The following is a 15,078-nucleotide window of genomic DNA, read 5'->3' as shown; positions in this document are numbered from 1 at the left end:
TGGTTGGGGTTTGCCGTGTCGCCGAGGAATTACCTAGCCTCGAACACGTGAGCGAAACCGGGCCCGAGACCGCGTCACCAGAGGTGGTGTCGGAGCCGACGGTGCAGGCCTACCGGTTCGCGTTGGAACCGACCAGCGATCAGGAACAGTTGTTGCGGTCCCATTGCGGGGCAGCCCGTTTCGCCTACAACTGGGGCCTGCGGCACGTCCTCGCCAACTGGGACCAACGTGCCGCAGAAACCAGCTACGGGATCGCGGCCGAACATCTCACCCCCCGGGTCAGCACGTCCGCCTACAGCTTGCGCAAGGCGTGGAACGCCGACAAGGACCGGGTCGCACCCTGGTGGATAGAGAACAGCAAGGAGGCTTACGCGAGCGGACTCGCCCAACTCGCCACCGCGTTCGCGAACTACACCGCCTCCAAGCGTGGTGTCCGCGCCGGGCCACGGATGGGACTGCCGCGCTGGAAGAGAAAGCAATCGCGGGCCGCGTTCACTGTGACCACCGGGTCCTACGGCCTCGCCGAGGGGTGTCGCCGGGTGAAGATTCCGCGCATCGGGTTGGTGCGGACCGGGGAATCGACCCGCAAACTCGCGCGGCGGTTGGTGAACGGGACCGCCCGGATCGGGTCGATGATCATCTCTCGGCGGGGTGGCCGCTGGTGGGTGTCGTTCACCGTCCACGTGCAGCGCCGTGACCGGCCGCCGGTCCGGCCCGATGCGCGGGTAGGGACGGATGTCGGGGTGAAAGCCCTCGCGGTTGTCTCCCAACCGGTGCCGGGGGTGACCGATACTGAAGGGCGGGTGCTCAATCCACGCCACTATCAGCGGGTGCAGCGGGCTCGGCGGCGTCTGGCTCGTGCTCGTGCCCGCCGCCGAGGGCCCGACCACCGCCGTGGGGTGCCACCGTCACGACGGTGGTGCAAGGCGAATGCGAAGGTGGCCGGGCTCGAGACGCGGGTCGCTGCGATGCGCCGTGACGGCCTGCACAAACTCACCACCGCGCTCGCGGCCCGGTTCGGCAACATCGTTGTGGAGGATTTGAATGTGGCGGGGATGCTGAAGAATCGGTGCCTGGCCACACATATCGCTGATGCCGGGTTCGGTGAGTTTCGTCGCCAACTCAGCTACAAGACCCTCCGCCATGGTGGTCGCCTGTTGGTGGCGGATCGGTTCTTCCCGAGTTCGAAAAAGTGTTCGTCCCCCTCGTGTGGTGCGGTGAAAGCCAAACTGGACCTGTCGGAGCGGGTGTTCATCTGTGATCAATGCGGGCTGATACTGGACCGCGATCTCAACGCCGCCCGGAATTTAGCGGTGTTGGCGTCCTCGCAGAGTTGCGGCGGGACGGAAAACTTGCCCGATGGAAACCATGTCAGACCCGGTTCGCCGGGCAGTGGTATTGCCACGGGAAGACCCGAGACTGTGGTTGCGGGTCAACCCTGCTCGAGCAATCGGGCAGGTCACGGACCGGAACTGCACATTCCGTGAACGGCTGATTGGACACGCCCGGGACGGGTTGGCTACTCTTGGGCGGTTGCCTCACGCAGGCACGGTCCTGCTCGCTCAGGTATCGGCATGCGTTCACCGGCTCTCAGCCGGTAGGTACGGTCCAAGACATTAGGCTTTCGGACACGCTGTACGTCGTGCAGCGGGTCCCTCTATGACATGAAGGAGCTCGCGACTATGGCTGCCGTCTGTGACGTCTGCGCCAAGGGCCCCGGCTTCGGTAAGTCGGTTTCGCACTCGCACCGGCGCACCAACCGTCGCTGGAACCCGAACATCCAGACCGTGCGCGCCCAGGTTGCCCCCGGCAACACCCGCCGCATGAACGTCTGCACCTCCTGCCTGAAGGCGGGCAAGGTCGTTCGCGGCTGATAAAGCGCTTTTCGTCGGAAGCCCCGGCACCCAGAATGGGTGAACCGGGGCTTTTGTCGTTCCGGGGACGAGACAGGGTGGCAATCATGGGTGAGTGGCAGGTCGTTCCACTCGAACCGAAGTACGTCCACAGCATGTCCGAATGCCACATCGCCTGCTGGCGGGAGGCGTACCAGGGGCTGGTGCCCCAGCACGTGCTCGACGCCTTCGACGTGGACCGGCGGGCGGCGGCGTGGAGCCGGATCCTGTTCGAGTACCCGGGCCGGATCCGGGTCGCCGTGCTCGACGACGGCACCGTCATCGGCTTCGCGGGCAGCGGTGAGAACCGCGAGGAATCACCCGCCGCCGAATACGAGCTCAGCGCCCTCTACGTCCGCGCGACCTACCACGGCACAGGCGTGGCCCAGGCGCTGATGGACGAGGTACTGCCGGAGACCGGCGATATCGCGCTGTGGGTGTTCGAGGAGAACCCCCGCGCGCGGGCCTTCTATACGAAATACGGCTTCGAACCCGACGGCGAACGCCGGGTCGAAGCCTTCTCTCCCGCACTGCAAGTGCGGATGGTGCGCCGGGCCCTGACGGGGTGAGGCCCGGCGCCGCGGATCACGCCGCGCCGTTGAGGCAATCCACCTGCTGGCTGATCGACTGCAGCAGGCACGCCGTCCGCGAGGTGACGTTGGACGAGAGTCCGCTCACGCTGTTGGTGTCGAGCAGGCTGCCGACGGGCTTGACCGAGGAGGTGGACTCGGGGACGTAGGGGTCCAGGGTCAACGGCTCGGCATTGGCGATGGCCGGGGCCGAGGCCAGCGCGGCACCGGCGGCCAGAGCGACGAAAACACCACGGGCAGTCTTCTTCTGCATACACATGCTCCTGAATCAGGTAACGGATCAGCGCTACGGCAGACGCCAGTCGACCGGCGCGGCCCCTAGGGTACCCAGCAATTCGTTGGTTCGGGAGAAAGGCCGAGATCCGAAGAATCCTCGCGAAGCCGACAGCGGTGACGGGTGCGCGGATTCGATGTACGGCGTATCGCCCAACATCGGCTTCAACGTGGACGCGTCACGGCCCCACAGGATCGCCACCAGCGGCTGGTCCCGGGCAACCAGCGCGCGAATTGCCTGCTCGGTCACCGCTTCCCAGCCCTTGCCGCGATGCGAGGCCGGCTGGCCCGGCTGCACGGTCAGCACGCGGTTGAGCATGAGCACGCCCTGATCGCACCACGGCGACAGATCACCGTTGGACGGCATCGGCAGGCCGAGGTCCTTGGTCAGCTCGGAGTAGATATTGGTCAGGCTGCGCGGAATCGGCGAAACGTCCGGGGCCACCGAGAAACTCAGGCCCACCGGATGCCCCGGCGTCGGATACGGATCCTGACCCACGATGAGTACCCGCACCTTGTCGAACGGCCGCTGGAAGGCCCGCAGCACGTTCTCCCCCTTCGGGAGATAGCCACGCCCCTCGGCGTTTTCGACTCGCAGGAATTCACCCATCGCGGCAATACGGTCGGCCACCGGTTCGAGGGCCTCGGCCCAGCCCGTATCGATGACTTCCGACAGTGGTTTCGCGCCCATGTCGGGAAAACTTATCGTGTCGAGTTTCATCGCGGTACCGGACCCTGCTATGCGAAGGAATCCCAACCGGCAGGTCCGGTTCGGGAGGTTCCGTCCACCGTCACGCCCTCGCCCGTGACAACCCGGCCGACGCGCCGCCAGCCCTCCGGCAAATCGCCCGAATCGGTGAACGTCGCGGCGAAGGCGTGGTCCTCGCCGCCCGCCAGAATCCAGTCCAGGGGGCTGACGCCCAGCGCCTTGCCGACCGCCTCCAACTCCGGGTCGGCCAGGGCTTCGGACTCCAGATCGATGGCCACCCGCGAGGATTCGGCGATATGCCCCAGATCGGCCAGCAAGCCGTCCGACACGTCGGTGAGCGCGGTGATCTCCGCGGTATCGGGCAGCTCCAGCACCGCCTCGTACGGGGGCCGCGGAACCCGGTGCGCGGCAACCACGTCCGCGAACTCCGTCTCCACGTCCGCGAACTCGGCGTTCCCGGCCGTGCCCGCGGACAGCACCGCGAACCCCGCACCCGAATGCCCCAGCGGCCCGGCCACCGCCACCACATCACCCGGCCGCGCACCCGACAATTTGATCGGCGCGCGACGCGGATCCCCGAAGGCCGTGACGCTGATGATGATCAGCGGGCTGCGCACCATGTCGCCGCCGGCGATGGACGCGCCCGCCCGCCCGGCCTCGGCCCACATCCCGTCGGCGAGCGCGCGCACGAACTCGACCGGCGTCTCGGCGGGACAGCCCAGCCCCACCACGAACGCGCTCGGCACCGCGCCCATGGCCACCACGTCGGCGGCGTTCTGGGCGATGGCCTTGCGGCCGATCTCCTGCGGGCTCGACCAGTCGGTCCGGAAGTGGCGGTCCTGCACCAGCATGTCGGTGGTCACCACGAAGCGGCCCTCGGGCGCGGCGATCACAGCGGCGTCGTCGCCCGGGCCCAGCAGCACGCCCGGCGTCTGCGTGCGCCCCGCGTTCACCAGCGCGATGAGCCCGAACTCGCCGAGCTCGCCCACGGTGCGGGCGGCCGGAACGGACTGCGGATCGCTGGCGGTGGTGATGGCGGTCTCCTTCGGGGCGAGTGTGATGCGGGCGGCCGACCGCTCGACGGTACCCTCGAACCCGCAATCGACGACCAGCAGCCGGGCAGCACACCGCGAGGACGCGCACACCCGGCACGGCACGATCGGGGATCGACGACCGGATGAGCAACGACACCCGCGGCACCGAACCGGACCACAGCGACGCGGCGGCGCCCGACGCCCTCGAGGACACGGCGGCCGAGACGCCCGCCACCGAGGCCGACGCCGACGCGAAGCCGGAGTCCGCGCACGCCGGGGACTCCGACGGCGAGTACGAGATGCGTCGTTCGCCCGCGCTCATCGCCACCGCTGTCGCGCTGCCGGTCGCCCTGGTCGTCGGACTGATCGTGATGGGCGTGCTGGCCAACCGGCACCACAGCCGCGACGCGCTGGCCCTCGGTTCGGTGCCCGCGCCCGCGGCCGCCGGACCCGAATGCACCGCGCTGCTCCCCGCCCTGCCCGACACGATCGGCGACTACACCACCGCCGAACTGGTGCAGCCCGCGCCGCCCGCCACCCACGCCTGGCAGCTGCCCGACGGCGGCGACGCCATCGTGGTGCGCTGCGGGCTGGACCGGCCGCTGGAATTCACCAAGTCCTCGCCGTTGCAGGTGGTGAACGGGGTCAACTGGTTCGAGCTGCGCGACCAGACCAGCGGCGTCACCTCCGGCACCTGGTGGGCCGTGGACCGCGGCACCTATGTCGCGCTGACCATGCCCGACAATGCCGGAGCGACTCCGCTGCAGGAAGTTTCGGAGGCCATCAAGAAGGCCATGCCCGAGAAGCCGATGGATCCGAACCCGATCCCCAACTGACAGATATATACGGAGAAGCCGGGTCGCTCAGAGCTTGCGGAGCGTGGCCTTCCCGGCGGTGAGATCGATCTCGGGTCCGTCGTCGCCGTCACCCGGATTCTCCCGGTGCATGAGCACCGACTGCCGCTGCTCCATCTCCAGCCGCTTGCCGGAGCTGAAGGCCGCGTCGAACTGTTCCAGGCCGATGGCCGCCGCGCCCCGGCCGTCCTCGTTCCGCATCCACGGCAGCGCGGTGCGCCCGGTCAGCTTGCGATACGCCACGTCGGCGAAGGCCACCGCGATGATCAGCAGGGCCAGACCGGGAATCGTGAGGGCGACGAGCACACCGTCGAGGCTACGCGCGGACCCGGCTCGCGGCGTCGCCCCGCGGTCGCACGCGAACGGCCCGGTTCATCATCCGAAATGATGAACCGGGCCGTCGACGGGGAAGTCAGCGCAGGCCGGTGCCGCGGGCGCGGGCGGTCTCGATGAGGGTGCTCACCAGGGTCCGGTTGTCGATCCCCGCGGCCTCCCACATGCGCGGGTACATGGAGATCGAGGTGAATCCGGGCATGGTGTTGATCTCGTTGATGACCGGTCCGTCGGCGGTCACGAAGAAGTCGACGCGGGCCAGGCCCTGGCAGTCCAGGGCGCGGAAGGCGCGCACCGCGAGCTCCCGGATCTCCTGGGACACAGCGTCGTCCAGCTTGGCGGGGACGTCGAACTCGCAGACGTCGTCGAGGTACTTGGTGTCGAAGTCGTAGAAGTCGGGGGCCTGCGCGTCGTCCTCCGGCATCCGGATCTCGGCCACCACACTGGCTTCCACCCGGCCGTCCGGGAACTCCAGCACGCCGCACTCGACCTCACGACCGACGATCCCGGCCTCCACGATCACCTTCGGGTCGTGGCGGCGCGCCTCCTCGATGGCGGCGTCGAGCAGGTCCCAGCTGTCCACCTTGGTGATGCCGATGGAGGAGCCGCCGCGGGCGGGCTTCACGAAAACCGGCAGGCCCAGGCGATCGCGGTCGGCCGCGGAGACGGTCGCGACGCCGGGGCGCAGCACGATCTGCACGCCGATCGGAAGCCCCTCGGCCGCAAGCAGTTTCTTGGTGAATTCCTTGTCCATGCCGGCCGCGCTGGCCAGCACGCCCGGACCGACGTAGGGCAGTTCGGCCAGTTCCAGCAGACCCTGCAGGGTGCCGTCCTCACCGAACGCGCCGTGCAGCACCGGGAACACGATGTCGACGGCGCCGAGCACGGTCTGCGCGCCGTCCAGCGGCACCAGCGCGCCCGCCCGCGAGGGATCCGCGGTCAGCGCCAGCGCGGTGCCCTTGTCGTCGACCATGGGAAGCGCCCGATCCTGCGCGGACAGGGTCCGCGGGTCGGCGTCGCCGAGCACCCAGGTGCCGTCCCGCGTGATGCCGATCGGAACAGCCTCGTAGCGTTCGGGATCGAGGCACGCCAACACGGTGCGCGCGGACACACACGACACCCCGTGCTCGTTGCTGCGGCCGCCGAACACCACCGCCACCCTGGTCCTGTTGGTCATGCCCCGAACCGTACCCGGTCGATTGTGGCGGCAGTGTTACGCGGTCGTCCCGAACCGGGGGTCGTTCACTCGGACTTCAGACGGCGGCCCTGCAATTGCCCGACCGCCTCCGCCGCCGAGAGCCCCTCGTGGCACACCTGATGCACCGCGTTGGTCAGCGGCATCTCCACCCCGTGCGCGGCGGCCAGCGCCCGCACCGATGTGCAGGACTTCACACCCTCCACGACCTGGCCATGAGTCGCCTCCAGGGCGGTCTCCATGGTGCCGCCCGCGCCCAGCGCGCGCCCGAAGGACCGATTGCGCGACAGCGGCGAGGTGCAGGTGGCCACCAGATCACCGACACCGGCCAGTCCGGCGAACGTCACCGGCTCCGCGCCGACCGCCACCCCCAGCCGGATGATCTCGGCCAGCCCGCGCGTGATGAGCGTGGCGATCGAGTTGTCGCCCAGCCCCATGCCCGAGGCGATCCCGCAGGCCAGCGCGATGACGTTCTTGCACGCCCCGCCGATCTCGCAGCCGATCACGTCGGAATTGGTGTACGGCCGGAAATAGCCGGTGGCACAGGCGTGCTGCACCGCCTCCGCGCGCGCCACGTCCGGGCAGGCGATCACGGTCGCGGCGGGCTGCCCGGCCGCGATCTCGTGCGAGAGGTTGGGGCCCGACAGCACCGCGATCCGGCTCGGATCCGCGCCGGAGACCTCCGCGATCACCTCGCTCATCCGCAGCAGCGTCCCGGTCTCGATGCCCTTGGCCAGACTCAGCAGCGTGGCATCGGCCGGAATCAGATCCTTCCAGGCCGCGAGATTGGCGCGCAGCGACTGCGACGGCACCGCCAGCACCACGATGTCGGCCCCGTCCAGCACGACGGCCGGATCATCGGACGCGGCCAGCGGCGGCAACACCACCTCGGGTAGATACCAGGGATTTCGATGCTCGGTGGCCAGCACCTTGGCCACCTCCGGCCGCCGAGCCCACATGGTGGTCTCGGTTCCCGCCTCCGCCAACACCTTCGCGAACGCGGTCCCCCATGACCCCGCTCCCAACACCGCTGCCCTTGCCATCAGACAAATATATGCGCGCACGCTGTGAGCCACTCCGTTGTGGCGTCTCCCCGAAATTCGACGCCGCTCACGCGCCCGTCATCTTGGAGTGGGAGGATTCGGGCATGCACTCGTCCGTGCACGCGGTCATCGCGGTCAAGAGCTTGGGACTCGCCAAGAGTCGGCTGGGTGATGGGCTGGGTCCGGAATACCGGCCGCGGCTGGTGCTGGCGATGCTGGCCGATACCGTGACCGCCGCCGCGACCACGCCGGGCATCGCCTCGGTGACCGTCGTGACGCCCGACCCGGCCGTGTCGGATCTGGTTCGTGAACTCGGCGCGCTCGTGCATCCCGAACCCGAGGTCGTCCCCGCGCACACCACCGGTCTGAACGCGGCGCTGGCCGCGGGCGCGGACGCGGTGCGGCGGGCGCACGGCCCGGTCGATCTGCTTGCCCTGCAAGCGGATCTGCCCGCGCTGCGTCCCGCAGAACTGGGCGAATTGCTCGCGAGCGCCGGGTATCGCCGGTCGGTGGTCACCGATCACGAGGGCAGTGGCACCGTCGCCCTGCTGGTGCGCGGCGGCGGGGACGATCCGCTGACCGCCGCGTTGAACCCGCTCTTCGGTCCGGACTCCGCCCGCCGCCATATCGCCGGGGGCGCGGTGGAGTTGCCGGGCGATTGGCCTGGATTACGTCAGGACGTCGATACCGCCGCGGATCTCGAGCGCGCCGCCGCGCTCGGCGTCGGGCGGGCGACCAGCGCGCTACTCCGAGAAATCAGCGTGTCGCAAGCGTGTCACGAAACCGGGAACGGGTGCCGGGCCGAATCATCACTGTCCTGACGCGGCGTGATCTGCGCTGCACTGGACGGTGTCAGAACCGCACCACACCCACGACATAAGGAATGATCGTGAGAGTGAGCGATACGGAAACCGTCAAGCAATCGCCGCTACTACCGGCGGCGCCGCCCGCGGCAACCCCACCGCCCACCGCGATAGCGCCGCTGCCCGCCGACCGGTACGTCAATCGGGAACTCAGCTGGCTCGACTTCAACGCCCGCGTGCTCGCGCTGGCCGAGGACCAGTCCCAGCCGCTGCTCGAACGAGCCAAATTCCTCGCCATTTTCGCGTCGAATCTGGACGAGTTCTACATGGTGCGCGTCGCGGGCCTCAAGCGCCGCGCCGAGACCGGGCTGTCGGTACGGTCCGCCGACGGCCTGTCCCCCACCGAGCAACTCGAGATGATCGCGGTGCGCACCCAGGAGATCGCCGCGCGGCACGCCCGCGTCTTCCTGGACCAGGTGCTGCCCGCGCTCACCGCCGAGGGCATCGACATCATCCGCTGGGCCGACCTGGTGGACAGCGAGAAGGAACGCCTGTCCGGATATTTCCAGGATCAGGTGTTCCCGGTGCTGACCCCGCTGGCGGTCGACCCGGCCCACCCGTTCCCCTACATCAGCGGCCTGAGTCTGAATCTCGCCGTGACGGTTAAGGATTCGGTGACCGGCGGCGAGCACTTCGCCCGCGTCAAGGTGCCCGACAATGTGGACCGCTTCGTGCGGGTCCGCCGCGCCGGCAGCCGTGAATCCGGTGCGGCACAAGGCCCGTCCGGCGCCGCGCAGGGCCCGTCCATGGCCGCCTTCCTCCCGATGGAGGAGCTGATCGCCGCGCACCTGGATCAGCTGTTCCCGGGAATGGAAGTGGTGGAACAGCATTCGTTCCGCATCACCCGCAATGCCGACCTGGAGGTCGAGGAGGACCGCGACGAGGACCTGCTGCAGGCCCTCGAACGCGAACTCGCCCGCCGCCGCTTCGGCTCCCCGGTGCGCCTGGAAGTCTCCGACGACATGACCGAGCACATGCTCGATCTGCTGCTGCGTGAACTCGACGTCGACCCCGCCGACGTCATCCAGGTGCCGGGCCTGCTCGACCTGTCCTGCCTGTGGCAGGTCTACGGTGTGGACCGGCCCAACCTCAAGGACGCCCCCTACGTCCCCGCCACGCCGCCCGCCTTCGGCGAACGTGAAACGCCCCGAAACGTTTTCGCCGCCCTGCGCGAGGGCGACGTGCTGGTGCACCACCCCTACGACTCCTTCTCCACCAGCGTGCAGCGGTTCATCGAACAGGCCGCCGCCGACCCGCAGGTGCTGGCCATCAAGCAGACCCTGTACCGCACCTCCGGTGACTCCCCCATCGTCAACGCCCTCATCGACGCCGCCGAGGCCGGCAAGCAGGTGGTGGCGCTGGTCGAGATCAAGGCCCGCTTCGACGAGCAGGCCAACATCAAATGGGCGCGGGCGCTGGAGCAGGCGGGCGTGCACGTGGTCTACGGCCTGGTCGGGCTCAAGACCCACTGCAAGACCTGCCTGGTGGTGCGGCGCGAGGGAGCCACCATCCGTCGCTACTGTCACATCGGCACCGGGAATTACAACCCGAAGACCGCGCGCCTGTACGAGGACGTCGGATTGCTCACCGCCGCACCGGAGATCGGCGCGGACCTCACCGACCTGTTCAACTCGCTGACCGGCTATTCGCGAAAGGCCAACTACCGCAACCTGCTGGTGGCCCCCGTCGGCGTCCGCGCCGGGATCATCGAGCGGATCGAACGCGAGATCGAACTGGCGCGCGAGGGCGCCGACGCGCGAATCCGCGTGAAGGCCAACGCCATCGTCGACGAACAGGTCATCGACGCGCTCTACCGGGCCTCCCAGGCCGGGGTGCCGGTCGAGATCGTGGTGCGCGGCATCTGCGGCCTGCGCCCCGGCGTGCCCGGCATGAGCGACAACATCCAGGTGCGCTCGATTCTCGGGCGGTACCTGGAACATTCGCGGGTGCTGCACTTCCAGGCCCAGAACGAATACTGGATCGGCTCGGCCGACATGATGCACCGCAACCTCGACCGGCGCGTGGAAGTGCTGGCGCAGGTGAAGGATCCGCGTCTGGCCGACCAGCTCGGACAGGTGTTCGACTCCGCCACCCATCCGGCCACCCGCTGCTGGGTGCTGCGCCCCGACGGCAGCTGGCAGGCCCAGCCCGGCCCCGACGTGCCCTCCGACCAGATTCGCGACCACCAGGAGTACCTCATGCGGCTGCGTCGTCCGGACCGCCAGTGAGCAGACCCGCCAAGGACCCCGCCGCCGAATTCACCGATCCACCGGTCAAGGCCAATATCCTCGCGGCGGGGGCGGTGTTGTGGCGGCACGCCCCGGGCACCGATGCCGTCGAGATCGCCCTCGTGCACCGCCCCAAGTACGACGATTGGTCGCTGCCCAAGGGCAAGCTGGATCCCGGTGAGACGCCGGTGATCACGGCCGTGCGCGAGGTCACCGAGGAGACCGGGCTGAATTCGCGCCTGGGGCGCTATCTCGGCCACGTGACGTATCCGATCCCGGGCCATCGGAAGCTGAAGCGGGTGGACTACTGGGCCGCCGAGGTCGTCGACGGGGCCTTCGAGTCCAACTCGGAAGTCGACGTCCTGCACTGGTACCGCCTCGACCGGGTGATGGACGCCGTCTCCTATCCCATGGATCGCACCATCATCCGCAATTTCCTGCGCCAGCCCGCCGACACCGCCACCCTGTTGGTCGTCCGGCACGCCAAGGCCGGCCGCAACGACCGCTACGCCGGGGACGACGACCTGCGGTCGCTCGAAAAGGCCGGTCGCGCACAGGCTCGCGCCCTGGTGCCCAACCTGCTCGCCTTCGGCGCGGCCGAAATCATCTCGGCCCCACCGTCTCGTTGTGTCCAAACCGTGACCCCGCTGGCCGAAAAACTGGGTGTCGATATCGAACTGGAGCCGTTGTTCTCCGAATCCGGTTACGCGGCAGCACCCGATGCCGCCCGCAAACGCGCCCGCGACCTGGTCTCCACCGACTCGGTGCGGGTGATCTCCAGTCAGGGCAAGGTGATTCCGGATCTGCTGGAGTGGTGGGCCGCCGAGGACGGGGTGAGCCTGCCACCGGCCCGCAACCGCAAGGGCAGCGTGTGGGTGCTGTCCTTCCACGGCGGCCGGCTGGTCGCCGCGGACCATCTCGACCGCATTCTCGTCCCCGCCGACCTACCCCAGGGCTGACCGGGTCATCTGTCGTCCGGCGGCCGCCCAGAACCCTTGGAACGCCGCCGTACCGGCCGTTGTCCGGCCGAATCCACCCGGCGGACGGCCGATTCCGGCCCCCTACCGGCCCCGGACAAGCGAAACGGCCCGGCGATGCCGGGCCGTCTCACGTGTCGTCCTGCTCGAAAACCCCCGTCAGCGACGGGTTGTCGCCGGATTAGCGGCGCGCGGTGCGCTTCGCGGCGGCCTTCTTGGCGGGAGCCTTCTTGGCAGCCTTCTTGGCCGTGGTGGCCTTCGAGGCGACTGCCTTCTTGACGGCGGCCTTCTTGACCACGGCGGCCTTGGCCGGAGCCTTCTTGGCGACCGCCTTCTTGACGGCGGCCTTCTTGGCGACTGCCTTCTTGACGGCGGCCTTCTTGGCGGGAGCCTTCGACGCCGCCTTCTTGGCGGTGGTCTTGGCCGGAGCCTTGGTGGCGGCCTTCTTCACCGTCTTCTTGGCGGCGGCCTTCTTCGCACCGGCCTTGCCCGAAACCGGGGCAGCCACACCGCGCTTCACGGCCGGGCCGCTCGAGGCGATCTTCTGCTTGCCCGCGATGATCGCCTTGAACTGCGCACCGGGACGGAAGGCCGGGACCGAAGTCGGCTTCACCTTGACGGTTTCGCCGGTGCGCGGGTTGCGAGCGACACGCGCCGCGCGCTTCCGCTGCTCGAAGACGCCGAATCCCGTGATGGTGACGCTCTGACCTTTGTTCACAGCACGCACGATCGTGTCGACCATCTGCTCGACAGCTGCAGTAGCGGTGCGCCTGTCAGTACCCAACTTCTCGGTCAGAACATCGATCAGTTCCGCCTTGTTCATTGAATCCTCCGCAGACTAATTGGCCCGTCGTCGGACCGACTAGGTACCACGGTAAACCCTTTCGGGGCAAGAGTCTATGTGCCACGCGGAAATACATGACGCATGGCACACGCTCAGCTACCGGGTTTGAGGGCGTCCAGCTAACGCCCATCAATGATTACGTCTGCGAAATACGGGCCGGAATGGTTGCGGGTTTCCAAGTCGGCCTTGCGTTTTCGAACTGGCTGATCTCGTCGCTGTGCCGGAGAGTGAGACCGATGTCGTCCAGGCCTTCCAGCAGGCGCCACCGCGTGTAGTCGTCAATATCGAACGGCAACACGACGGTTCCGGCCGACACGGTGCGCGCCTCGAGGTCCACCGCCAATTCCAAACCCGGCTGTTCCTCGAGCAACTTCCAGAGCAATTCCACATCGCTCTGGGCCATCCGGGCCGTCAGAAGCCCGTCCTTGCCCGCGTTCCCGCGGAAGATGTCGGCGAAGCGAGACGAGATCACGACCCGGAAGCCGTAGTCCTTGAGGGCCCAAACCGCGTGCTCACGTGAGGATCCGGTCCCGAAATCCGGACCGGCGACCAGAACACTACCCCGGTTGTAAGGCTCGGTGTTCAGAATGAAGTTCGGATCCGTCCGCCATGCCGCGAACAGACCGTCCTCGAAACCCGTTCGGGTTACGCGCTTCAGATAGACGGCCGGGATGATCTGGTCGGTGTCGACATTGGATCGGCGCAACGGAACACCGATCCCCTTGTGGACCTTGAAGGCTTCCATCGTTGTTTCTCCTGAGTCAGTGGGGGCAGCGGAATCTGGGCCGCTACCGGCGGGCGATCAGTTCAGATCCGCAGGTGAGGACAGGGTTCCGCGCACCGCGGTGGCCGCCGCGACCAGCGGCGAGACCAGGTGCGTACGGCCGCCCTTGCCCTGGCGCCCTTCGAAGTTGCGGTTCGAGGTGGCGGCACAGCGCTGACCGGGGGAAAGCTGATCCGGGTTCATGCCCAGGCACATCGAGCAGCCCGGCTGACGCCATTCCGCGCCCGCGGCGGTGAAAATCTCGCCCAGACCCTCCTTTTCCGCCTGCAACCGCACCCGCATCGAGCCCGGCACGATCAGCATCCGCACCCCGCCCGCGACCTTGCGGCCCTTCAGGATGTCGGCCACCGCGCGCAGATCCTCGATCCGGCCGTTGGTGCACGAACCCACGAAAACCGTGTCCACGGCGACGTCCCGCAGCGGGGTACCCGGGGTCAGATCCATGTATTCCAGCGCCTTCTCGGCCGCCGCGCGCTCGTTCTCGTCGTGGATCTGCTCCGGATCCGGCACCGAGTCGCCCAGCGGCGCACCCTGTCCCGGGTTGGTGCCCCAGGTGACGAACGGGGTCAGCGCCGAGCCGTCCAGGTGCACCTCGGCGTCGAAAACCGCGCCCTCGTCGCTCTTCAGGGCGTCCCAGGCCGCCACGGCGGCATCCCAGTCCGCGCCCTGCGGGGCGTGCGGACGGCCCTTCAGGTACTCGTAGGTGACCTCGTCGGGGGCCACCATGCCCGCCCGGGCGCCGGCCTCGATCGACATGTTGCACATGGTCATCCGGGCCTCCATGGACATGGAGCGCACGGCCTCGCCGCGGTACTCCAGCACATAGCCCTGACCGCCGCCGGTGCCGATCTGCGCGATGACCGCCAGGATCACGTCCTTGGAGGTGACGCCGTGGGGCAGTTCACCGTCGATATTGATGGCCATGGTCTTGAACGGGCGCAGCGACAGCGTCTGCGTCGCCAGCACGTGTTCCACTTCCGAGGTGCCGATACCCATCGCCAGCGCGCCGAACGCACCGTGGGTGGAGGTGTGCGAATCACCGCACACCACCGTGGTTCCCGGCTGGGTCAGGCCCAGCTGCGGGCCCACCACGTGCACGATGCCCTGCTCGACATCGCCCATGGAGTGCAGGCGGACACCGAACTCCTCGCAGTTCTTGCGCAGCGTCTCGACCTGCAGGCGCGAGACCGGGTCCGCGATCGGCTTGTCGATGTCGACGGTGGGGACGTTGTGGTCCTCGGTGGCGATGGTGAGATCCGGGCGGCGGACCGGGCGGCCCGCGGCGCGCAGGCCGTCGAACGCCTGCGGGCTGGTGACCTCGTGCACCAGGTGCAGGTCGATGTAGATGAGATCGGGCTGGCGGTGCTCGCCCTCGCCTTCGCCGCGCACGACGACATGCTCGTCCCAGACCTTCTCCGCCAGAGTGCGTGGCCGGTCGGCCATAGCTCCATCACCTCTC

At 68.4% G+C, this 15,078-nt stretch carries 16 protein-coding genes; 7 read left to right on the top strand and 9 right to left on the bottom strand.

Going from position 1 to position 15,078, the window contains the following annotated elements; translation table 11 throughout:
- Window positions 1–47: 47 nt before the first annotated feature.
- The 3 genes from tnpB to ACWEOI_RS25670 all read left to right on the top strand — a co-directional run bounded on the left by tnpB (window position 48) and on the right by ACWEOI_RS25670 (window position 2,461).
- Window positions 48–1,487, top strand: coding sequence for an IS607 family element RNA-guided endonuclease TnpB (tnpB, locus tag ACWEOI_RS25680; RefSeq protein WP_379101727.1), 1,440 nt, complete (start codon window positions 48–50; stop codon window positions 1,485–1,487).
- Window positions 1,488–1,682: 195 nt separating this feature from the next.
- Entirely contained in the window at window positions 1,683–1,874 is a 192-nt protein-coding gene (rpmB, locus tag ACWEOI_RS25675) for a 50S ribosomal protein L28 (RefSeq protein WP_011210730.1), read from the top strand.
- Window positions 1,875–1,960: 86 nt separating this feature from the next.
- On the top strand, window positions 1,961–2,461 hold the full coding sequence (locus tag ACWEOI_RS25670) for an N-acetyltransferase family protein (RefSeq protein ID WP_452361257.1): 501 nt from the start codon (window positions 1,961–1,963) through the stop codon (window positions 2,459–2,461).
- Window positions 2,462–2,477: 16 nt separating this feature from the next.
- On the opposite strand, the gene ACWEOI_RS25665 is transcribed toward ACWEOI_RS25670, so the two are convergent.
- The 3 genes from ACWEOI_RS25665 to ACWEOI_RS25655 are packed head-to-tail and all read right to left on the bottom strand — an operon-like array spanning window position 2,478 to window position 4,453.
- Window positions 2,478–2,735, bottom strand: coding sequence for a hypothetical protein (locus ACWEOI_RS25665; protein ID WP_357097557.1), 258 nt, complete (start codon window positions 2,733–2,735; stop codon window positions 2,478–2,480).
- Between the two features lie 33 nt (window positions 2,736–2,768).
- Complete coding sequence (locus ACWEOI_RS25660) at window positions 2,769–3,446, bottom strand: uracil-DNA glycosylase (protein WP_357279964.1); 678 nt, start codon at window positions 3,444–3,446, stop codon at window positions 2,769–2,771.
- A 47-nt stretch (window positions 3,447–3,493) separates the two neighbouring features.
- Complete coding sequence (locus ACWEOI_RS25655) at window positions 3,494–4,453, bottom strand: thiamine-phosphate kinase (protein WP_433673280.1); 960 nt, start codon at window positions 4,451–4,453, stop codon at window positions 3,494–3,496.
- Between the two features lie 188 nt (window positions 4,454–4,641).
- On the opposite strand from ACWEOI_RS25655, the gene ACWEOI_RS25650 reads away from it, so the two are divergent.
- The gene (locus tag ACWEOI_RS25650) at window positions 4,642–5,334 is read left to right on the top strand and encodes a DUF3515 domain-containing protein (RefSeq protein WP_433593465.1); all 693 of its coding nucleotides are present in this window, start codon (window positions 4,642–4,644) and stop codon (window positions 5,332–5,334) included.
- 27 nt (window positions 5,335–5,361) lie between these two features.
- Here the strand turns inward: ACWEOI_RS25650 and ACWEOI_RS25645 are convergent, their stop codons facing one another.
- From ACWEOI_RS25645 to ACWEOI_RS25635, 3 genes are all read right to left on the bottom strand, one after another.
- Complete coding sequence (locus ACWEOI_RS25645; protein ID WP_433671932.1) at window positions 5,362–5,658, bottom strand: DUF6191 domain-containing protein; 297 nt, start codon at window positions 5,656–5,658, stop codon at window positions 5,362–5,364.
- A 106-nt stretch (window positions 5,659–5,764) separates the two neighbouring features.
- Window positions 5,765–6,862, bottom strand: coding sequence for a D-alanine--D-alanine ligase family protein (locus ACWEOI_RS25640; protein ID WP_452361256.1), 1,098 nt, complete (start codon window positions 6,860–6,862; stop codon window positions 5,765–5,767).
- Window positions 6,863–6,927: 65 nt separating this feature from the next.
- Window positions 6,928–7,923, bottom strand: a complete 996-nt coding sequence (locus ACWEOI_RS25635; protein ID WP_452361255.1) for an NAD(P)H-dependent glycerol-3-phosphate dehydrogenase — start codon at window positions 7,921–7,923, stop codon at window positions 6,928–6,930.
- Window positions 7,924–8,027: 104 nt separating this feature from the next.
- Here ACWEOI_RS25635 and cofC point away from each other — a divergent pair, with 104 nt between their 5' ends.
- The 3 genes from cofC (at window position 8,028) to ACWEOI_RS25620 (ending at window position 11,973) form a co-directional block, all read left to right on the top strand.
- Entirely contained in the window at window positions 8,028–8,744 is a 717-nt protein-coding gene (gene cofC / locus ACWEOI_RS25630) for a 2-phospho-L-lactate guanylyltransferase (RefSeq protein WP_433671929.1), read from the top strand.
- A gap of 62 nt (window positions 8,745–8,806) precedes the next feature.
- Window positions 8,807–11,014, top strand: a complete 2,208-nt coding sequence (locus ACWEOI_RS25625; RefSeq protein ID WP_433671928.1) for an RNA degradosome polyphosphate kinase — start codon at window positions 8,807–8,809, stop codon at window positions 11,012–11,014.
- The gene (locus ACWEOI_RS25620) at window positions 11,011–11,973 is read left to right on the top strand and encodes an NUDIX domain-containing protein (protein ID WP_433671927.1); all 963 of its coding nucleotides are present in this window, start codon (window positions 11,011–11,013) and stop codon (window positions 11,971–11,973) included. Before ACWEOI_RS25625 ends, ACWEOI_RS25620 begins: the two co-directional genes overlap by 4 nt.
- 199 nt (window positions 11,974–12,172) lie before the next feature.
- Here the strand turns inward: ACWEOI_RS25620 and ACWEOI_RS25615 are convergent, their stop codons facing one another.
- From ACWEOI_RS25615 to leuC, 3 genes are all read right to left on the bottom strand, one after another.
- Window positions 12,173–12,814, bottom strand: coding sequence for an HU family DNA-binding protein (locus ACWEOI_RS25615; RefSeq protein ID WP_452361254.1), 642 nt, complete (start codon window positions 12,812–12,814; stop codon window positions 12,173–12,175).
- Between the two features lie 157 nt (window positions 12,815–12,971).
- Entirely contained in the window at window positions 12,972–13,580 is a 609-nt protein-coding gene (leuD, locus tag ACWEOI_RS25610) for a 3-isopropylmalate dehydratase small subunit (RefSeq protein ID WP_357097576.1), read from the bottom strand.
- A gap of 57 nt (window positions 13,581–13,637) precedes the next feature.
- Window positions 13,638–15,062, bottom strand: coding sequence for a 3-isopropylmalate dehydratase large subunit (gene leuC / locus ACWEOI_RS25605; RefSeq protein ID WP_433671925.1), 1,425 nt, complete (start codon window positions 15,060–15,062; stop codon window positions 13,638–13,640).
- Between the last annotated feature and the right edge of the window lie 16 nt (window positions 15,063–15,078).

This window comes from Nocardia sp. NPDC004340 (genome assembly GCF_053602575.1).
Note: the sequence above shows the minus strand (reverse complement) of the source record. Positions and strands in the feature narration are given on the sequence as shown.